Source organism: Salicibibacter cibarius (assembly GCF_016495725.1).
In the GTDB taxonomy this organism is placed as follows: Bacteria; Bacillota; Bacilli; order Bacillales; family Marinococcaceae; genus Salicibibacter; species Salicibibacter cibarius.
The window spans coordinates 3,841,471-3,860,757 of record NZ_CP054705.1; the positions used below are offsets into that span (position 1 = coordinate 3,841,471).

Annotated in this window: 20 protein-coding genes and 1 riboswitch; of the genes, 2 read left to right on the plus strand and 18 right to left on the minus strand. The window is 45.3% G+C overall.

All coding sequences use genetic code 11. The features are described from left to right. Positions 1–85: 85 nt before the first annotated feature. The 5 genes from yunB to HUG15_RS19380 all read right to left on the minus strand — a co-directional run bounded on the left by yunB (position 86) and on the right by HUG15_RS19380 (position 4,549). Positions 86–946, minus strand: a complete 861-nt coding sequence (yunB, locus tag HUG15_RS19360) for a sporulation protein YunB (RefSeq protein ID WP_200124913.1) — start codon at positions 944–946, stop codon at positions 86–88. Positions 947–1,016: 70 nt separating this feature from the next. Beyond that, the gene (locus tag HUG15_RS19365) at positions 1,017–1,505 is read right to left on the minus strand and encodes a dihydrofolate reductase (RefSeq protein WP_200124915.1); all 489 of its coding nucleotides are present in this window, start codon (positions 1,503–1,505) and stop codon (positions 1,017–1,019) included. A gap of 13 nt (positions 1,506–1,518) precedes the next feature. Further along, positions 1,519–2,475 carry a thymidylate synthase gene (locus HUG15_RS19370; protein ID WP_200124917.1) on the minus strand — a complete coding sequence of 319 codons (957 nt, stop codon included), beginning with the start codon at positions 2,473–2,475 and terminating at the stop codon, positions 1,519–1,521. Between the two features lie 52 nt (positions 2,476–2,527). Then, positions 2,528–2,833, minus strand: a complete 306-nt coding sequence (locus tag HUG15_RS19375; protein WP_200124919.1) for a YunC family protein — start codon at positions 2,831–2,833, stop codon at positions 2,528–2,530. A 315-nt stretch (positions 2,834–3,148) separates the two neighbouring features. Continuing rightward, positions 3,149–4,549, minus strand: coding sequence for a bifunctional metallophosphatase/5'-nucleotidase (locus HUG15_RS19380; RefSeq protein ID WP_200124920.1), 1,401 nt, complete (start codon positions 4,547–4,549; stop codon positions 3,149–3,151). A gap of 223 nt (positions 4,550–4,772) precedes the next feature. On the opposite strand from HUG15_RS19380, the gene HUG15_RS19385 reads away from it, so the two are divergent. After that, positions 4,773–6,056: an ArgE/DapE family deacylase gene (locus HUG15_RS19385; protein ID WP_200124921.1), complete on the plus strand. Its 1,284-nt coding sequence runs from the start codon at positions 4,773–4,775 to the stop codon at positions 6,054–6,056. A 60-nt stretch (positions 6,057–6,116) separates the two neighbouring features. On the opposite strand, the gene HUG15_RS19390 is transcribed toward HUG15_RS19385, so the two are convergent. The 13 genes from HUG15_RS19390 to HUG15_RS19450 form a co-directional block, all read right to left on the minus strand. Then, positions 6,117–6,677, minus strand: coding sequence for a hypothetical protein (locus tag HUG15_RS19390; RefSeq protein WP_211202273.1), 561 nt, complete (start codon positions 6,675–6,677; stop codon positions 6,117–6,119). A gap of 245 nt (positions 6,678–6,922) precedes the next feature. Continuing rightward, positions 6,923–7,807: a hypothetical protein gene (locus tag HUG15_RS19395; protein WP_200124923.1), complete on the minus strand. Its 885-nt coding sequence runs from the start codon at positions 7,805–7,807 to the stop codon at positions 6,923–6,925. Between the two features lie 96 nt (positions 7,808–7,903). Beyond that, positions 7,904–8,332: a hypothetical protein gene (locus tag HUG15_RS19400; RefSeq protein WP_200124924.1), complete on the minus strand. Its 429-nt coding sequence runs from the start codon at positions 8,330–8,332 to the stop codon at positions 7,904–7,906. A 23-nt stretch (positions 8,333–8,355) separates the two neighbouring features. Then, positions 8,356–8,613 (minus strand): hypothetical protein, encoded by a 258-nt coding sequence (locus tag HUG15_RS19405; protein WP_200124925.1) that lies wholly within the window; start codon positions 8,611–8,613, stop codon positions 8,356–8,358. A gap of 756 nt (positions 8,614–9,369) precedes the next feature. After that, a complete protein-coding gene (gene sufB / locus HUG15_RS19410) occupies positions 9,370–10,767 on the minus strand; it encodes a Fe-S cluster assembly protein SufB (RefSeq protein ID WP_200124926.1) in 1,398 nt (465 codons plus the stop codon). A gap of 48 nt (positions 10,768–10,815) precedes the next feature. Next, complete coding sequence (gene sufU / locus HUG15_RS19415) at positions 10,816–11,250, minus strand: Fe-S cluster assembly sulfur transfer protein SufU (protein WP_200129064.1); 435 nt, start codon at positions 11,248–11,250, stop codon at positions 10,816–10,818. After that, complete coding sequence (locus tag HUG15_RS19420) at positions 11,240–12,472, minus strand: cysteine desulfurase (RefSeq protein WP_200129063.1); 1,233 nt, start codon at positions 12,470–12,472, stop codon at positions 11,240–11,242. Before HUG15_RS19420 ends, sufU begins: the two co-directional genes overlap by 11 nt. 2 nt (positions 12,473–12,474) lie before the next feature. Continuing rightward, positions 12,475–13,782, minus strand: coding sequence for a Fe-S cluster assembly protein SufD (gene sufD / locus HUG15_RS19425; RefSeq protein WP_200124928.1), 1,308 nt, complete (start codon positions 13,780–13,782; stop codon positions 12,475–12,477). Positions 13,783–13,801: 19 nt separating this feature from the next. Beyond that, complete coding sequence (gene sufC / locus HUG15_RS19430) at positions 13,802–14,593, minus strand: Fe-S cluster assembly ATPase SufC (RefSeq protein WP_200124930.1); 792 nt, start codon at positions 14,591–14,593, stop codon at positions 13,802–13,804. Positions 14,594–14,915: 322 nt separating this feature from the next. Then, entirely contained in the window at positions 14,916–15,275 is a 360-nt protein-coding gene (locus HUG15_RS19435) for a carboxymuconolactone decarboxylase family protein (RefSeq protein ID WP_200124932.1), read from the minus strand. 121 nt (positions 15,276–15,396) lie between these two features. Continuing rightward, complete coding sequence (locus HUG15_RS19440; protein WP_200124934.1) at positions 15,397–16,263, minus strand: MetQ/NlpA family ABC transporter substrate-binding protein; 867 nt, start codon at positions 16,261–16,263, stop codon at positions 15,397–15,399. 18 nt (positions 16,264–16,281) lie between these two features. Beyond that, complete coding sequence (locus tag HUG15_RS19445) at positions 16,282–16,938, minus strand: methionine ABC transporter permease (RefSeq protein WP_200124936.1); 657 nt, start codon at positions 16,936–16,938, stop codon at positions 16,282–16,284. Then, positions 16,931–17,953, minus strand: a complete 1,023-nt coding sequence (locus HUG15_RS19450; RefSeq protein ID WP_200129065.1) for a methionine ABC transporter ATP-binding protein — start codon at positions 17,951–17,953, stop codon at positions 16,931–16,933. Before HUG15_RS19450 ends, HUG15_RS19445 begins: the two co-directional genes overlap by 8 nt. A gap of 112 nt (positions 17,954–18,065) precedes the next feature. Further along, positions 18,066–18,173: riboswitch (SAM riboswitch) on the minus strand. A gap of 186 nt (positions 18,174–18,359) precedes the next feature. Between HUG15_RS19450 and HUG15_RS19455 the strand changes: the two genes are divergently transcribed. Further along, complete coding sequence (locus tag HUG15_RS19455; RefSeq protein WP_211202274.1) at positions 18,360–19,217, plus strand: DUF4349 domain-containing protein; 858 nt, start codon at positions 18,360–18,362, stop codon at positions 19,215–19,217. Positions 19,218–19,287: the final 70 nt, after the last annotated feature.

A 19,287-nucleotide genomic window follows, 5' to 3' on the forward strand; every position in this document is an offset into this window, starting at 1 on the left:
GTTAAATTAATCCATTATCTTGTCTAAATTAATTTAGCAAATTCATTTCCTTAAAGGATTGTGCTTATTTTTAACAACTTTATGATCATGGTACATTTGCTTCGTCCTCCTCATCCGTTGGTTCATCCTCGATTTCGGCATCCGGCGCCTGCATCTCAACTTCTTCTTCATCGCCGCTCGGGGTTATGGCCGGAATAGGCATTCCGCCGCCTTCGCCATAATAATCGGGGACATCTCCGGGCACAAACACCATTCCTACCGGAACAAATGTGGTTGCCGTTTCTTCCTCCGTCCCAAAAGGAATGACGACACGGATATCCATTTCAATGGAAAGGCCGATACGCAGCCACGTGTTATTGATCCCGACATTTTCCACCCGTTCTTCCATATCCACATGGGGATCACCGACGGCAGAAAAACTGACTGGCACTTGTGGCCCAAGCTGCGCAAGCAACGCGTTATTCGTCGCCATTCCGAGCGGAATATTGTAAATCCCGCCGTCTTCCACACGACCAACCCCCGCGTCCTCGATTTCCGCTTCCAATTCACTAGGAAGTTCTCCCTCCGTCATCCCAGACTCCACTTCTTGCAAATAAGAATGGATGAGATCGATCGCATCTTCAAGAACTTGGTTATAGACAGACGCATCAAAAGCCAAAGATGAAATGTCGCCGTCTTCTGTCGTTTCTATCAGCACAAGATCATCCAGGTGTTCCTGATCCGTCAAATCCCGTGACACCGCTTGGTTAATCGCTTGCGTTGAGATCCTCTGCGTTTCGATTGTCGCAATCGTCATTAACGCCGGACGAACATGTTGGTCAATGAAATAAAGCCCTTGTGCCGTTAAAAAAATAAAAATCACAAATGAAATAAGCAAAACATAGCGAAAAGGGAGCGGCCCTCCCTTACGCTGCTGTCTTTGGTTATTCGGTAATTTTAAAGCCATACTTCCCCCTCCCTGCTATATATATATGCAGCGGAGGACGGGTTAACCTTATTTATTGTTTAAGATTATATTACTTTCTTCGATCATACATCCGGAACCAATAGTCATACGGGTTTTTATCATTTTTCGTTCCCTTTTCTTGCCATATAAGTTCCCAGTCATTTTGATCAAACGCGGGGAAAAAACGGTCAACATCAAATGAATCATCAATATAGGTAACGTAAAGCCGATCCGCATACGGAAAAGCTTGCTCGTACACGTTACTCCCGCCGAGAATAACCCACTCTTCATCCAAACGCTCGTTTTCTGCCAGAACCGTTTCAATAGCATGAACCGTTTCGATACCCTCAACTTCAAAGTCTTTTTGCGTCGTTAAAACGATGTTTCGTCGCTCCGGCAACGGTTTCCCAATCGCTTCAAAGGTAGACCTTCCCATCACAATCGTCTTGCCGACTGTATTTTTTTTTAAAAAAGAAAGGTCTGCCGGCAAATGCCAAGGCATTGCATTATTTTTCCCAATTCCACGGTTCCGGTCGTGGGCAACCATCATGGATAGCATTAGAATTCCCCCTCTACACAGCGATTGGTGCACGAATCGCCGAATGTGGTGCGTAATCTTCTAACGTAATATCATCTGTCTCCAAGTCGAAAATAGACCGTGACCCGCCGGCAACAGCAACGGTCGGCAAGGCGCGCGGCTCGCGTGAAAGCTGGGTACACGCCTGCTCGAGATGGTTTTGGTACAGGTGGGCATCTCCCAACGTATGGACGAACGTGCCAAGGGCAAGCCCGCATTCCCTAGCGATTAATTGGGTGAGTAACGCGTAACTCGCGATGTTGAACGGGACGCCTAAAAACATGTCTGCGCTCCGTTGATACAACTGACAGGAAAGTTTCCCGTCTGCCACATAAAATTGAAATAACGTATGGCAAGGAGGGAGAGCCATCGTTGGAACATCTTCGGGATTCCAGGCAGAAACGATCAGACGCCGTGAATCGGGGGTTTTTTTAATCATCTCGATCACATCTGCGAGCTGATCAATCATCTCCCCTCTCGACGTTTTCCAGGCGCGCCATTGACGGCCGTAGATATTGCCAAGGTCCCCATATTTCGCGGCAAATGCATCTTCATTGAGGATGCGTCCTTTAAACGTATCCAGCTCTTTTTCATAGCGCTTGCGGAATTCATCATCCTGCAAAGAACGCCGGCCGAAGTCCGCCATATCCGGCCCTTGGTAATCGTCACTTTTCACATAACGTTGGAACGCCCATTCATTCCAAATATTATTATTATGTTTCAGTAAGTATCGGATATTCGTGTCCCCTTTTATAAACCACAGCAGTTCACTCTTAATTAGCGAAAAGGGAACGCGTTTCGTCGTGATCAGCGGAAAGCCTTCGCTTAAATCGAACCGCATCTGACGGCCGAAAGTCGAGCGCGTGCCTGTGCCTGTCCGATCCATTTTTTGATCTCCGTTTTCAAGAATATCCGTGAGAAGATCAAGGTATTGCTGTTCACTTCGGCTCATCCTATTGCCCTCCTTGGCTGAATGCTTCCGTGCAAAGCACAGAAGCATTCTTTTATTCCTGCATCCTCAATAAAGCTTCACGGCCGCTCATCCCGGCGTGAATGCCCCGGGCTTCAGCTGCAAGCGTTACCGACTCCAAAGGAGCCTCAAGCAGTTGGTCAACCGTTCGGACACCGACCGCGCGGCCGGCGACAATTTCACGGTCAGCCAACTTCTCATTCAGCAATTGAACATCTAAAGCGCCGCACATAATATAGCCGACATCATTGGCCACGGCCATAAAATTCGTTTTCGGCAGTTTCATCGTCACCGCCTGAAAGCCTACACCATCTATATTTACCGGTTCCATCTCCAACATCGCTCAGAACCACCCTTTCCGAATACTCTCTCCAGTGTATGAGCGCATGCCTTTTAACGTAAGGGCGGTTTAATTAAACGTTTATCCCGATGATAAGCGCCCGCTATTCCGGGGATCAGACGTCGGAAATCGGAAAATCATGCTTTTTCCGACCTCTGGCATCTAAAATCTGACTTCTGGCTAAACGGGCGACTAACACCCCGATTCGTTCCGACGCCCAGGACGGGCTAGTGTCGGCGTTGTCACAAGATGTGACGGTTTTAGCCGACTTCCTTATTCAGAGGTAAATCACCTCTGATGGAAGTTTCACTTTATCTATACCGTATCTTCTGTTTTTAATCCCCACGTAATAAGGTCACGGATAAATTCCGGTGTGAAGTAGCGTTTATCTTTGGCGGCGGCAATAGAAGGATACAACGTGCCAAAGGTTAACATATCAGCCGTAGCCACTTCGTAATCTCCGTTTTCATCAATTTCCCGGCCTTTGAAATAAACGCCGTTCACTTGATAGAAGCCTGCCGATGACTTTTCAACATCAACATCCAACCCTGCAAACGCTAAACGGCCAAGTTTATGCCCTCGAAAACCGTAACCTTTTAATGGGAGATGAATCATTTTTTCCGTAAACGATTGGTGGATGGCTTCCGTAAGTTGATGCCCTTTGACGTTGACGACACAAGGATTGACCGGATGGGGGCAAAGGCGATGCAGATCATGCTTTGTGACATTGCCTTCCCGTAACGATGCCAACAGCAGGCCCGAATGGATCATGGCGATATCTGTCCCACACCAACTTCTTAATTGCCGGGCGAGAAACGTCGAGAAAGCGGACGGCTCGGTCCATGAAATGGCGAGCGGTTCTTCCCGATTCGCAACCACTTCATTTAAGTTCCGTTCTGCTTCCGTTTGCAATTCCTGCAATTTTTTTGTGATATGCCCGGCCTTTGGGGCAACCCCTCCCATTGATACGAGCGTCCCGGCGGTCTCGGCCATTTGTTTTTTCCCGGTGTCATACGTAAGCTGTACTTTTCCTACATGCGTGCCTAACTTGCCGGTTTGCGTAATCAGCGTACCGTTAACGACAGGAGCCGGATCTAAACGATGGTGGGTATGGGACCCCAGAATCACATCGATATCATGGGAAGCGGCGATTTGCTCATCACGAAATAACCCCAAGTGGGAAAGGAGCACGACGATATCCGCCTGTTCCCGAATCTTCGGCAATTCTTTGTCCAAAATCATAAGCGGGTCTTGAATATCCCACCCCATTGCATAATAAAAAGGGTAAAAAGATGCCGTTAGCCCAATCATTCCGATGACAAGGCCATTCGATTCCATCGTCATCGCCGGCTTGGCCCATGATGGCAGCTCTCCTTGTTCGTTATATAAGTTGCTTAAAAGAACGTCAAAATTGGCAGGCGAGTACAGATGTTCCAGTGTATGTTTCGCAAACGTGACCCCTTCGTTATTCCCTATCGTTGCATATTGAATGGGAGAGTCATTCATCAAGTCAATATTCCCTCTCCCCAACGTCCCTTCCGTTATTGGATGCACTCGATCGGCATGATCACCGATATCAAAAAACAAAGCATTTTCGCCGCGCGATTGGTGATGCTGTTTTTGTTTTTCCAAATAATGCACGATTTTGGGCCATTGGTTCAGCTGGCTATGCAAATCGTTCGTATGATAAATGTAAAGTTGTTTTTGTTCGGCCATGAATTGCCATCACCGTCCCTTGCAGGCAACCGATTGTTAATTCCCCCAATCGATTCAGCTTCGATTCCACCACCTAAACTCTACAGTAATTTTATCACGGAAAGGCGGATATAGCTAAATAAAATAACCGGAGAGCAACCGTCAATGGATGACGTTTCATCAAATAAATATGGGGGAATCAGTGAATTAAGTTTGGAGACCAAGGCGGAAAGGTGATCGCATCATGGACACGATAATACCGAATCCTATTTCTCAAAAAATAGATGAATTATGGACTGAAGAAATTGTTTTTTTACAGGAGATCAGTCGCTTCCCGAGCGTCAGCGGGAAAGAAAAAGCGTTGCAGGCGTATATAGCAGATTATTTGATTTCAGAACTGAATATGGACGTGGACCGATTTACACCGGATATCAAAGAAATTGCCAATCATCCGGGCTTCTCACCTCCTGAATGGGGGTATGAAGAGAGTGATGTCGTAATTGCCAAACAAGCCGGGCCAACAACTCCAATCGGGAAAAGCCTTATTTTCCAAGGACACGTAGATGTCGTCAGCCCGGAACCCACATCTTTATGGTCCAGTGATCCTTGGGTCCCGATTTTTCGTGACGGAAAAATGTACGGCCGGGGTGTAGCAGATATGAAAGCCGGCATCACCGCTATGATCTTTGCCTACAAAGCGATTATATCTGCAGGGTATAAACCTGGCGCTGATTTTATGATCCAAAGTGTCGTTGATGAGGAGAGGACAGGGAACGGAGCGCTGGCCACTCTGAATAAAGGGTATACAGCCGATGGCGCACTCATCCCAGAGCCTTTCGGTTTAAAAGCAGCGAAAGCCCAAGTTGGAAGCCTCTGGTTTCGAATCAACATCGACACGGCTTTAAAAGACAAAAACATCAATCAAGTTGTGAACGCAGTGGAGAGAAGCCAATTGATCATTTCTGCTTTACAGGAATATGAGAAGCTGATGAATGAGCGTCCGAAGCATGACGCCTTTAAAGATATGCCCCACCCGGTGGATATTAACATCGGGAGATTTCATGCCGGGGATTTCCCTTCCAATGTTCCCGTGAAAGCGGTGATGGAGGGAAGGGTTGGATTATACCCCGGGCAATCGATCAACGCAGTGAAAAAAGAGTTGAGAGAGTGGGTGTTGGAAGCAGCAGACGAGGATCCGTGGCTTTCCAAACAACCGCCGGAAATCACTTTCTTCGGATTTCATGCCGAAGGGGTTGAGATGGATGACCAGTCACCTTTCTTCAAAACACTGGATGATGCTCATGAAACCGTGTTACAGCAACCGGCTGAACGAAACGTTTTATCGTCCACGACCGATGCTCGCTTCTTTAATTTATACTATGATACCCCCGCAACTTGTTACGGCCCGGAAGGCGGCAACTTTCATGAAATCGACGAATGGGTAGATTTGGATAGTGTCAAGCAAGTAACGAAAGTTTATGCCGAATTTTTATCACAATGGTGCGGATTAATTCCGCGACATTCATAGCTCTCCAAAACACTTAAAAACCTCTCGCATCATTGGCGAGAGGTCTTTTATACGGTTGGTCTAGCCTTTTTCCGCTGAAGTTAACATTGATTCTTGCATTGCCCGCTCAAAACACCCGCATTTTTCCTTTATTTTAGAAATATCAGGGAACAACGAAGCGATGATTTCACTTTCCTGAACCATGTTCCTAAAATGCTCGTAAGTGTCCTGATCAATTGTTGTTTCACCAAGTTCCTCACACACCAATTGAATGGCATAGATGCAGTCTATTCTTGAAAAATTATTCATGATCCATCCCCCGCACATTAGTCGTCCTTCCCGCTCCATTAAAAGCCGGTTGCCGTTTAGACGCAAAACAATCGGGTTCATAACAGTGTCCTCAAAAATATAACTTCCCGCTTGGCCGTAAAATGAAACACAACATTGATTAGAAAAATTGGCTTTCGCCAAGCTTTGATGGCGAAAAGCTTTAGTTGCACTTATGCAGGTAAGAAAGTTGGTTTGTACTTTATTACCTTCCAATGAAAGACCCCCCACCCATCGACAACGAGAGGTCTTTTCATCTGTTTTTTGACCGACAAGCACTACGTAAGAAACGAAGAATGATTGCAGGCTCTTCACCAAAATCTATCGTTGATATCAGTAAATAGTTATGGTAATAACACGAGCTAGCGGAGGGAAAACACCTTGCCAAGTGTTTTCCCCTTTCTTCTCGGTCAAGTAGCCCTCCACCATTACGACTCCTACTTGCTACGTCTCACTTTATTCCGGAAAATAGCCAAAAAGGCAAATAACAACGCTATAATTTCTCCGCAAATGCGCCATGATTGATGAACATTTATAGAATTCCTTGTTTAGGATTCCGATTATTTTACACGGATTTCTTCCATACCTTCTTCAGCTTCGTGAACAGGCAATTCAAAAACTTGCTCATGCGAGTATCCATTTGTAATATAAACACGTATATCTTGTCCTGCCTTAAATTCGTGCGAATTTACATGAATGGTAAAGTAACCATCTTCAGAAACCTCTGCCTCCTCTGTTGAGCGATCAGCACTATTCTCTGCATCTGGAAATTCGAACATTATTGTATCACCAGAATTCACCCGTCCATTATAATCTTCCGTGTTTTCATGAATACCTGATAATAGAAGATCTACGTACACTTCATCTGAAATTTCTTCAGGCTTAACCGCAAGTTCTTCATGGTGGGCGCGTCGTTCTTCTTGATTTAAATCAACAATCTCACTGAGTTGAGATTCTGTTTCATTGGTTTGATTTTCAACCTCTTCAACTTCACCTGTTGTTCGGTCAACTTCATAACTCGACATTAATGGAGACCCTATTCTCTCGTCATCAGATTCAGCTGAAAACATGTTTACTTGATATATATCATCATTTTCTTCCACCGAGAACTGGTACACATCCAGAAAATCTGCTATTTCAGGTTTATTTTCATTTATATAATCAATAACATGCGCCTCTGCCTCATCTTCTGTCATTTGTGAATATTCTTCGTTATTTTCATCTGTTTCTTCCTCGTTGTTATTAGAATCATCGTTCTCGCTTTCATTACCATTGTTTTTATCGACGTCGGCAAAATCGTCTGAAGCTCCATTTTCATCTTCACTTACGTCATCATCATTGTCCAGTACATCATCACCAGTCGTTTCCTCTTCATCACCTCCACAAGCAACTAAAAATGCCATACTTAGAAACATCGTGAATGCTGTTTTTGTGAATGTTCTCATTGTGTGCCCCTCTCATCAAATCAAATTACCAGGTTACTCTCTATAATAGCCCTTCGTATTATGGGGTCAGCCAGCCATTTCTTGCTGACCTGTTTTTCATATAATTTCTTGATAAATTAAACCGTTTTCTTCATCTTGGTCATTTAAATTAATAATTTTTAGGCGTTGATCGTTTTGTATATAAATAGATTTATACTCTGGAATACCATCATTTTCATAAAGTATGACTCGGCTCCCTCCTTGGTCATTCTGTATATCAACTTCATCAAATTCCATCCCGATTTCTTCCTCTACAACACTTAGCTCAGACATTTCATCTCGATGATTTTCAAAGAACGGTTGACCACTTTCACCCATGTTTTCATTTTCCTCACTACTGTCATCCTCGACTATATTTTCCGTTTCAACGTTTTCTTCACCATTTTCTGTTATACTGCCTTCATCTACATTGCTACTTTCATTTACATCATCAGCGCTACATGCAACAAGCATTACGACACTAACAATGGCATAATATTTCTTCATAGCAAACACCTCTCATTCAACATTTATTTCCTTCTGCATAATATCAAGATCATGACACTTCCACAAAAAATAAACTTGCTCCCAAAGCCAGTAATACCGACATTCATCGCTACATCAGTGAAACCGGGTCCATCAATGTCGGCTGGACGCGCGATCGGCTGAAAAGAGCATATCAACGTATTCACATGGGGATAAACGAGCAGATGTGCATCCTTAATCCCGCCGATGATAATGTTGAAAAAAAAGCGATTGATTAAGGAAGCACATTCTATTGTAGCCAAACGGTTTCCACGTGAAAAAGGATACTAGTGCAACGTTTCAAAAGTTCCTGCACAAAAACTCCAGCCAAACGATGATCAACCACGGCATCTGAGGACTCAGCATGCTGTTTTTGACACCGATTAGTCCTCAGGTATGTTAGCTGAGGACTCTTAAGATGGTTTTTTGCCCCTACTAGCAGTCCCCAGGTCTGGCATCTGAGGACTCAACATGCTGCTTTTGCCCCCGATCAGTCTTCAGGCGTGATAGTTGAGGACTCAAAACATGGGTTTTTGGCTTTAACAGTCCTCAAATCTGGCAACTGGGGACTCAACATGCTATTTTCATCCCCGATCAGTCCTCAAAGGATCGGTAGATATGTGAAATAGAAGTTTTGGAAAGAATTTTTGATAAAAACCACAATGTACCACATATACAAAAAGCGCTACTCCTGGGTATGATAAAAGGTTTCATTCTACCTCCAATTGAACCTTTCAACGCACCCGAATCAGTGTTTTCTACCGCTTCGGGGACGTTGGATCTTTCAATGTACCTCATATCAGCAATTTCTGCAAATTCGGGGAACATTGTAGCCCTTAAAAAGGCCGTAACCACTGCTCGGAGGTGCGATGAGTGTTAATCCGCCTTATCATATCCAGAATGAATGTCTTCAATCCGATCACCATTAATGATACGGATCGGGCGCATCGCTTCATTTACCCTGCGAAAACAATTAAAAACCTCTCGCCCATAAAAGCGAGAGGTTTTTAATGTGTTTCTTAACCGATCGAACCTTCCATTTCGAAGCGAATCAAACGGTTCATTTCGACGGCGTATTCCATCGGCAGTTCTTTTGTAAACGGCTCGATGAAGCCCATGACAATCATTTCCGTTGCTTCTTCCTCACTCAAGCCACGGCTCATCAAGTAGAAGAGTTGTTCTTCGGAAACCTTGGATACTTTTGCTTCGTGTTCAAGTGTGATGTCATCGTTTAAGATTTCATTGTAAGGAATCGTATCGGAAGTAGAATCTTTATCCATGATCAATGTGTCGCATTCGATATTTGACTTCGATCCGCGCCCTTTACGTCCAAAATGGGACAACCCGCGGTATGATACTTTGCCGCCATGTTTGGAAATGGACTTGGATACGAGTGTCGATGAACAGTTCGGTGCCAAATGGTACACTTTGGCGCCTGCATCTTGAAGTTGATTTTTACCGGCAATCGCGATGGACAACACATTGCCACGTGCGCCTTCGCCTTTCATAATCACGGACGGATATTTCATCGTGAGCTTGGATCCGATATTTCCATCGACCCATTCCATTGTCGCGTTTTCATCCGCGGTGGCACGCTTCGTTACAAGGTTATAAACGTTCGGTGCCCAATTCTGGATCGTTGTGTAACGGCAATAAGCATCTTTTTTCACGATGATTTCAACAACCGCACTGTGAAGGGAATCCGTTGAAAAAACAGGTGCAGTGCAACCTTCAACGTAATGCACGGAACTTCCCTCGTCGGCAATGATCAACGTACGCTCAAATTGGCCCATATTTTCAGAGTTAATTCGGAAGTACGCTTGCAGCGGAGAATCTGCTTTCACGCCTTTTGGCATGTAGATAAACGATCCGCCGGACCAAACCGCTGAATTTAGCGCCGAAAATTTATTATCACTCGGAGGGATGACTGTTCCAAAGTGTTTGCGGAAAAGATCTTCGTTCTCTTTTAACGCCGTGTCTGTGTCTTTAAAAATAATCCCTTGTTCTTCAAGGTCTTCTTGCATGTTATGATAAACAACTTCGGATTCATATTGGGCGGACACACCGGCCAAATATTTTTGTTCAGCTTCCGGAATGCCTAATTTATCGAAGGTGTTTTTAATCTCTTCCGGAACTTCATCCCAAGATTTTTCCGTGCGTTCCGATGGCTTTACGTAATACGTAATGTCATCGAAGTCCAATTCTGAGAGATCACCGCCCCATTGAGGCATCGGCTTTTTGTAAAACACCTCTAATGCTTTCAAACGATAATCCAGCATCCACTGCGGCTCTTCTTTCATCTCGGAGATTTCCCTTACAATATCTTCAGTCAGGCCACGTTCTGAACGGAATACGGAAACATCCTTATCGTGAAAACCATACTGGTATTCTTCTAGTTCAGGCATTTTTTTTGCCATGTGAATGACCTCCTTTTAATAGTGCAGGATGAAACATCCTTGCCCAAATCATTCTTCATCTAACCCTTTTTCCATTGCTTTCCAGGCTAATGTTGCACATTTAATACGGGCAGGAAATTTTGTAACGCCTTGCAACGCTTCAATATCGCCAAGTTCATATTTTTCGTCATCATAATCTTCCCCCTGAACCATTTCCGAAAAAATATCGGATAGCTCCAGCGCCTCGGCAACCGTCTTGCCTTTAACTGTCTCGGTCATCATCGATGCTGACGAAAGACTGATGGAACACCCTTCACCGGTGAATTTTGCATCATGCACAACACCGTCATCCACTTTCAGGTGAAGTTGTATTTTATCTCCACAGGAAGGGTTATTCATATTGACCGTCAGCGCATCGGCATCCATTTCACCACGATTGCGCGGATTTTTATAATGATCCATGATCACCTGTCGATACAGCGCATCAAGATTATTATTCTGCATAGACATCGCCGAAATACTCCTTTGTCGTAACGAGCGCGTCTACGAGCGCGTCTACATCTGCTTCTGTGTTATAAAGATAAAAACTTGCCCTAGCTGTCGCGGCAACATCCAGCCAGTTCATGAGAGGTCGTGCACAATGATGGCCGGCGCGTATAGCTACGCCTTTCGTATCGAGAACCGTGGCCGTGTCATGAGGATGAACGCCATGGATGTTGAAGGTGATAATCCCTGCCCGTTCATTCGCCGGCGGACCGTAAACCTCAATATCATCATGGTGGCCGAGCTGATCCATCGCATAGCTGGCCAGCTGCTGTTCATGGTTTTTTATAGTTTCTAAGCCTATATCGTTTAGAAAATCAATAGCTGCATTTAGTCCAATCGCTCCGGCAATGATCGGAGTGCCTCCCTCAAATTTATGAGGGACTTCCTTCCATGTTGCATCATAAAGGCCGACTTCGTCAATCATTTCTCCGCCAAATTCAAACGGCTCCATGTCTTCCAGCAACGCTTTTTTTCCATATAAAACGCCTATGCCGGTCGGTCCACACATTTTATGAGCGGAAAATGCGAAAAAATCGCAGTCAAGGTCTTGAACATCCACAGGGGTGTGTGGGGTGCTTTGCGCACCATCAACGACCATGATCGCTTGATTTTCATGGGCTATTTTCGTTACTTCTTTGATCGGGTTCATCGTCCCGAGGACATTGGACACGTGCACCATCGCGACGATTTTCGTGCGCTCGCTGATGGCGGAACGCGCCGCCTCTACGGAAACAGTGCCATCCGGTTGCAACGGAATGTATTTCAACTCGGCTCCGGTTGCCTTCGCGACCTGCTGCCATGGAATTAAATTGCTATGGTGTTCCATAGGGGTAAGAACGATTTCATCCCCTTCTTGCAAGTTGGCTCGCCCGTAGCTTGCGGCAACGGTATTGATCGCGGTCGTCGTCCCGCGCGTAAATACGATTTCTTCTCTCCGGCCGGCATTGATAAACATTTGGACTTTGTCACGGGCGCCTTCGTAACCGTCGGTCGCCACCGAGCTGAGCGTGTGCACACCTCGGTGGACATTCGAGTTGTAACGGCGGTAATAATCTTCCATCGCTTCAATGACCGTTCTCGGTTTTTGGGATGTAGCCGCATTGTCCAGATAAACCAATGGGCTGCCATTTATCTCTTGGTCCAAAATCGGAAACTGTTCACGCACATCTTGTACGTTCAACATTAATAAACTTTCCCTTCAATGACTTCCGAAAGCCGTGTTTTAACAGCTTCAATTGGCAGCGCACCGACAACCGGTTCCAAAAATCCGTGAATAATTAACCGTTCGGCCTCTGTCTGGGAAAGCCCACGGCTCTTCATGTAGAACATTTGGATCGGGTCAATTTTTCCGACAGAAGCCGCGTGACCGGCGGTTACTTCATCTTCATCAATTAACAAAATCGGGTTGGCGTCTCCGCGCGCTTTCGGCGAAAGCATGAGCACGCGGCCCGTTTGTTCACTATGGGAATTCGTGCCGCCTTTTTCGATTTTGTTAATCCCGTTGAATATCGAGGTCGAGTTATCTTTCATAACCCCGTGGGTAAGGATATAACCTTCGGTTTGTTTCCCGTGCGCCACGACGTCACTCGTAAAGTTTTGCGTTTGGTCTCCACGGCCGACATGGACGGTTTTTGTATCACCGTATGAACCGTCTCCCATAAGATACGTGGTATTCTCGGAAATGGTATTGCCTTCGTTCATTTGGCCGAGCGCCCATTCAATCCGAGCGTCCTTATCCAATGTTGCACGTCGAATGACATACGTAGTTGCGCCGCTTTCGAGATTATCGACCGCTCCGTATTTAATTTTCGACCCTTGAGCCCCATACACTTCCGATACAATGTTGACATTGGCTTGGTCTTCGGTAAACGATGCGTAGTTTTCCAAGTACGTCAGGCTGCTGTTCGCTTCAACGACCATTAGCACGTGGTTAAAAAGGCCTGTTTTCACATCGTCTTGCCAAAAGATTGTTTGGATCGGGGTTTGAAGTTCCACGTTTTTCGGCACGTAAATGAAAACCCCGCCGTTCATCAACGCTGTATTTAGCGCCGTCAAACGGTTTTCGTTTGTTGTTACGGCACCGCTCATCAAGTATTTCTCAACGAGGTCGCCGTGCTCTTGAACGGCCGTTTCGATATCCGTAAAAATAACCCCGTTATCGACGAGCTCTTGTTCAACCTTATTAAACGCCGTTTTTCCGTCCCGCTGAACGATTAGATTTTGCACATCTTTTTCTTCTCCCGCCAGACGGGTCACTTCTTCAGGGAGATCGGAAAAACGTTGACTTTCCGGTTCGGGGGCTTCGATCTTTTCAAAGTCGGTAAACTTCCATCTTTTTAAACTCGTTTTATCAGGGTCCGGCATGGGCAGGTCCTCTGCCTCAGCCAATGCTTTTACCCTTTTATCCGCTAACCAAGCGGGTTCTCCTCTTTTTTCCGACCACTGTTTAACGGTTTCACTGTCAAACGTCCATTTTGTTTCAACAGCCATCGTCTGTCACCTCCTACCTTTACGCTTCCTGGCTTTGCCCTACACGCTCATCTTCAATGCCGAGTTCTTCCTTGATCCAGTCGTAGCCTTCATTTTCTAGGCGCTGGGCAAGTGTTGCATCCCCCGACTTAACAATGCGTCCTTGCATGATAACGTGTACGTAATCCGGTTCAATATAGTTAAGCAAACGCTGATAGTGGGTAATGATTAAGCAACCGAAATTATCCGAACGCATGCTGTTTACGCCTTTCGAAACAACCTTCAAAGCGTCAATGTCAAGACCGGAGTCCACTTCGTCCAGAATCGCGATTTTTGGCTCCAACATAAGAAGCTGCAAAATTTCATTCCGCTTTTTCTCCCCGCCGGAGAAGCCTTCGTTTAAATAACGGGTCGAGAAGGATTCATCCATATCGAGCGTTTCCATTTGTTTATCCATTTTTTTAATAAATTTCATCAATGGAATTTGATCGCCTTCTTCACGATTCGCATTAATCGATGTACGTAGAAAATCGGATGTTGTGACACCTGTCACTTCACTTGGGTATTGCATGGCGAGGAACATACCGGCTCGCGCGCGCTCGTCCACTTCCATTTCAAGGACGTCTTCGCCATCGAGTTCGACACTTCCCTGTGTGATTTCATAGCTTGGATGGCCCATGATAGCCGAAGCAAGAGTTGATTTCCCCGTACCGTTCGGGCCCATAATGGCATGAATTTCACCGCCATTTATTTCTAAATCGAAACCTTTAATGATTTCAGTTCCTTCAATTTCAACGTGTAAATCTTTAATTTTCAACGTTGATCCAGCCATTCTAAAACCTCCGTTTATCATACTGCAACGAATGCCGTTGCGAATGTTTCTCAATCTATCATCATTATTAGTTTATAACAAATTCAATCTTCGTTCAAGGGATTAGCGCTATGTCTTCGTCAGATCACCTCTCCTTTCTTTAAGGCAAAATGCTTTAAAATAAAGCGACGCCAGACACATGATTAGACTGTCGTTTTCCTAGTATGAAGGTTTTTTCGATACGTTTCAAACGATAACCACTGAAATGGCAAAAAAATAAAACGTCCGACCCATAGGCAACCAGACGTGCTTTCTGATTCTCATTCATTATCAATTGTCCGTATCAAGAACCGGTGTCAAACGTGTCGACGGCGTCACGCACCACTGTGACCGCTTGGCTTAAAGCGGCATCTCCCCGAAAAGAAACCGCCACCGCAACAGCTTCCATGATTTCCTCTTCACTACAATCCTCATCGATACAGTTCTTCGTATGGTTAATGATCGAATATTCTTCGTTCATACAAACACTAATCGAAAGCGCAATGAGATATTTGTCTTTTGCTTTTAATTCCCCTTCCGCAAAACACGCGTCTGTAAACGCATTGAATTTTCGTGTAAGTTTCGGCAATTGCCCCGATAAATAGTTCATCCCATCTTTATATTCCTGCAAAGCTTCCTCAATGAATGAGTCTCCTTGTGCCATCTGCTCATCTCCCTTTTGCGAAAGTCGTTCCGCTTAGGATGTGCAGGAAAAGGAAAAAAATACATTTTAAAAAAAGCGCCTCCCTCAATGAGATACTCCTTTGAGGGGGCGCTTTAAACAATTATTCTTCAACGGGAACGACTGCTCCATCATACTCTTCTTCCATATAATCCTGAACTTCCGGCGATTGTAAAACGTCCATGAGGGTGGCGATGTCTTCATCGTCTTCATCCTCGCTATTTACCACAACGACATTTACATACGGGTTATCGGCATCCGCTGATTCTGATGCGATCGAATCTTCAAGGGGTAACAAGTCATGGTCGATGGCAAAGTTGGAATTAATCAAAACTGCGTCTCCTTCCCCATTTTCATAAGCCTGCGGTAACAAAGCCGGTTCATACTGCGCCTCGAACTCGAAGTCATGGGGGTTTTCTTCAATATCGTCCAACGTCGCTTCGACCCCTTCCCCTTCCGCCAATTCGATCAAGCCTTCCTCTTCGAACATCGTCAAGACACGGCCATGATCCGCAACGGAATCACTCATAAGGATGGTCGCGCCTTCCGGCAATTCATCGAGACTGTCGTAATCTTGGCTGTATACGCCGATCGGCTCGATATGAACACCGCCAACATCAACGAAATCAAACCCGAACTCGTCAATGTGATCTTCAAGAAACGGGATATGTTGATAAAAATTAGCATCTAAATCACCGTTATCCAACGCTTCGTTAGGAATGACATAATCATTGAACGTTTCGATTTGCATATCAACCCCCTCTTCTTCGAGAAGGTCTTCCGCAAACTCAAGAATTTCAGCGTGAGGGACGTTTGTGGCACCAACGACTAATTCAGATGGTTCTTCATCATCCGCGGCTTCGGTGTTTTCACCTTCTTCCGCTTCATCGCCGTCTTCCTCATCTGCCCCGCAGGCGACAAGGGCGGTTGTCAATGTTCCTAAAGCAATCAGTTTATAAAACTTATTCAATTTGATTCTCCCCTTTTGTTATCTTTTATCAATTTTACGCGTGACGACATCCCCGATGCCTTGAATAATAAAAACGATGACTGAGATGATGATCGTCGCAACGATCGTCACATCCGTGCTATTGCGCTGAAAACCGTCACGAAACGCCAGATCCCCTAAACCACCGGCGCCGATGACACCAGCCATCGCCGTATAGCTGACGAGCAATATCGCGGTGACCGTAACGCCGGACACGAGCGCAGGCAACGATTCCGGAATAAACACTTTGAAGATGATTTGCCTTTGGTTCGCGCCCATCGATCTGGCCGCCTCCACGACACCTTTATCCACCTCACGCAAACCGATTTCCACTAGGCGGGCATAAAAGGCCGCGGAACCGATCACGAGTGCTGGTAAAGCAGCGTTCGGTCCAAGCATTGTTCCCATCACCACATTCGTAAACGGAATGAGCAAAATAATTAAAATGATGAATGGCACGGAACGGAAAATATTCACAAATCCAGTAGTGACAATGTTTACAGTGTTATTTTCCCAAAGTTGTCCTTTTGAAGATAAGAAAAGAATGAGCCCGAGTATAATGCCAAGGAAAAAAGTAAACACGATCGCGATCCCACTCATATAGAGGGTCTCCCACGTGGCTTCCAGCATGTTTCCCCAATCAACGTTTTCAAGCATCGGCAATCACCTCTGCTTCCACCCGGTGGCCGTGAAGAAATTGAATAGCTTCTTTCAGTTGCGCTTCATCCCCTTCGATGGAAACGTACAAACTGCCATAACTCCCGTGTTGTGTTTTGGCAATATTTCCTTGCAAAATATTCACCGTTACGCCAAACGAGCGGATCAATTCGGATACGACCGGTTTTTCTGCATCGTTCCCGACAAACGTCAAGCGAATGACGGTACCCTTTTCCCGCTTGAGCTGCTCTTCAATGGCTTCATTGGAATCTTCCGGGTCGGTGACTTGTTTCACGAATGTTTTCGTAATCTCTTGTTGAGGATGCCGAAAGACATCCAATACATTGCCTAGCTCAACAATCCTGCCACCCTCCATAACAGCAACACGCGAACAAATTTTTTGAACCACTTGCATTTCATGGGTGATGATGACAATCGTGAGCCCTAATTTTTGATTAATATCGTGGAGCAAATCGAGAATCGCTCCGGTCGTTCGCGGATCAAGTGCGGAAGTCGCCTCATCACACAAAAGCACTTTCGGCTCATTGGCGAGTGCTCGGGCGATACCGACCCGTTGTTTCTGCCCGCCGCTCAGTTGCGAAGGATAAGATGCTTCCCGTCCTTTTAAACCAACGAGTTCGATCAACTCTTCCACACGCTCGTAGCGTTTTGATTTTGAAACACCGGCAACTTCAAGGGGGAAAGCAATGTTTTCACGAACGGTTCGAGACCACAAGAGGTTAAAATGTTGAAAGATCATGCTGATTTCTTGTCTTGCGCCCCTCAAGTCCCGATTGGATAGATGCAACATTTCACGATCTGCAATTTTTAAAGTGCCGTTCGTGGGCGTTTCCAGTCGATTAAAGAGACGTACGAGTGTGCTTTTCCCTGCACCGCTGTAACCAACAATTCCGAAAACCTCTCCCTTTTCAATATCCAGATTAATCTCTTTTACCGCTTCGATGGATTGTCCTTTTAATTGAAACGTTTTCGAGACGTTATTCAGATGTATCAGCGAATGAACCTCCTTTCTTTTTATCTCTACTATCCTGATAAGTTCAGTATTTTTTCATCAAAAAAATAAACCTTTTGCCCTACGATGAGCAGAAAGGTTACGCATCATTTCTGTCTCATCTTCCAAGGATGAACACCTTGCAGGAATTGGCACCTTTGTAATCGCCATTACCGGTTGCCGGGCTTCATCGGGCCAGTCCCTCCACCTCTCCAGATAAGAATAGCAGTCTATGAATGCATTTATTTTAGCACCGGCTTTACAGGCTGTCAACGACTGTGGTTTCCCGCATTAGTTCAATATTTTGTAACATTAAACACTTGCCATGCGTCTAAGTTAGAAAAGATACACAAAGGGGAGGGGCATTATCGGTAGCCGAATCTTTTATTATTCATTGATTTTTCTTGTAGTGATCGTAACCGCGGGATGCAATGATGATGAAACGGCTCAACAGGAGCGAGCGGACACGCATAGTGATGATGAAGCCGAAATTGCAGTGGAAGAAGCAGACGACGCGGGAGATTCCGAAGGCGAGGTTGCAACGAGTGATGAAGAAACGGGCGACGGCTCGGAAGATATAACAGACGTTGATATGTCCGACCAAATGATTATTTACAATGGAGACATCGCTATTGAAGTGGATGAATTCAATGAGGCCCAACGTCAAATTGAAGAGCACGTGGAACACATGGACGGCTACGTCGTTGAATCTACTGTCCATGACCATGATAATGAAAATCAGAGTGGGACGTTTTCCGTACGGATTCCTCAAGAAAACTTCACTCCATTTCTGGATGAATTGGAAGCCATGGGGACAGAAGTGTTGGAACGTTCCACTTACGGAGATGATGTCACAGAAGAATATGTTGACTTGGAATCACGCCTCCAATCCCAGGAAACTGTGGAAGAGCGTCTACTGACGTTTATGGAAGAGGCAGAAAACACGGAAGATCTCCTTGATATTTCCGATGACCTGGCTACCACCCAAGAAGAAATCGAACAAATCGAGGGGCGCATGAATTATTTGGAAAATAACGTCGCCTATTCTACGGTGAACATTGACATGCAAGAGATGGCTGCATCCACCTTACAAGACCGACAATCATTGAATACATGGGGGCAAGCAACCAGCCTTTTCACGGATACAATCAATGTGCTGGTTTCCTTTTTTTCCGGTTTGGTCGTAGTCATGATCGGTTTATCCCCTGTACTGGTACCTTTACTGATAATAGCAGCAGCGGTCGTGTTTTTCCTGAAAAAGAAATAGAAGGCGCCGTCGGGGAAACGAATTTCTGGCGCGCCTCCTTTATTTGGCACCACACGAAAAACTATTATTA

Excerpts from the sequence above, each read along its gene's own strand:
- yunB (WP_200124913.1), bottom strand. The coding sequence starts at position 946 with ATGGCTTTAAAATTACCGAATAACCAAAGACAGCAGCGTAAGGGAGGG.
- HUG15_RS19365 (WP_200124915.1), bottom strand. The coding sequence starts at position 1,505 with ATGCTATCCATGATGGTTGCCCACGACCGGAACCGTGGAATTGGGAAA.
- HUG15_RS19370 (WP_200124917.1), bottom strand. The coding sequence starts at position 2,475 with ATGAGCCGAAGTGAACAGCAATACCTTGATCTTCTCACGGATATTCTT.
- HUG15_RS19375 (WP_200124919.1), bottom strand. The coding sequence starts at position 2,833 with ATGTTGGAGATGGAACCGGTAAATATAGATGGTGTAGGCTTTCAGGCG.
- HUG15_RS19380 (WP_200124920.1), bottom strand. The coding sequence starts at position 4,549 with ATGGCCGAACAAAAACAACTTTACATTTATCATACGAACGATTTGCAT.
- HUG15_RS19385 (WP_200124921.1), top strand. The coding sequence starts at position 4,773 with ATGGACACGATAATACCGAATCCTATTTCTCAAAAAATAGATGAATTA.
- HUG15_RS19395 (WP_200124923.1), bottom strand. The coding sequence starts at position 7,807 with ATGAGAACATTCACAAAAACAGCATTCACGATGTTTCTAAGTATGGCA.
- HUG15_RS19400 (WP_200124924.1), bottom strand. The coding sequence starts at position 8,332 with ATGAAGAAATATTATGCCATTGTTAGTGTCGTAATGCTTGTTGCATGT.
- sufB (WP_200124926.1), bottom strand. The coding sequence starts at position 10,767 with ATGGCAAAAAAAATGCCTGAACTAGAAGAATACCAGTATGGTTTTCAC.
- sufU (WP_200129064.1), bottom strand. The coding sequence starts at position 11,250 with ATGCAGAATAATAATCTTGATGCGCTGTATCGACAGGTGATCATGGAT.
- sufD (WP_200124928.1), bottom strand. The coding sequence starts at position 13,782 with ATGGCTGTTGAAACAAAATGGACGTTTGACAGTGAAACCGTTAAACAG.
- sufC (WP_200124930.1), bottom strand. The coding sequence starts at position 14,593 with ATGGCTGGATCAACGTTGAAAATTAAAGATTTACACGTTGAAATTGAA.
- HUG15_RS19435 (WP_200124932.1), bottom strand. The coding sequence starts at position 15,275 with ATGGCACAAGGAGACTCATTCATTGAGGAAGCTTTGCAGGAATATAAA.
- HUG15_RS19445 (WP_200124936.1), bottom strand. The coding sequence starts at position 16,938 with ATGCTTGAAAACGTTGATTGGGGAAACATGCTGGAAGCCACGTGGGAG.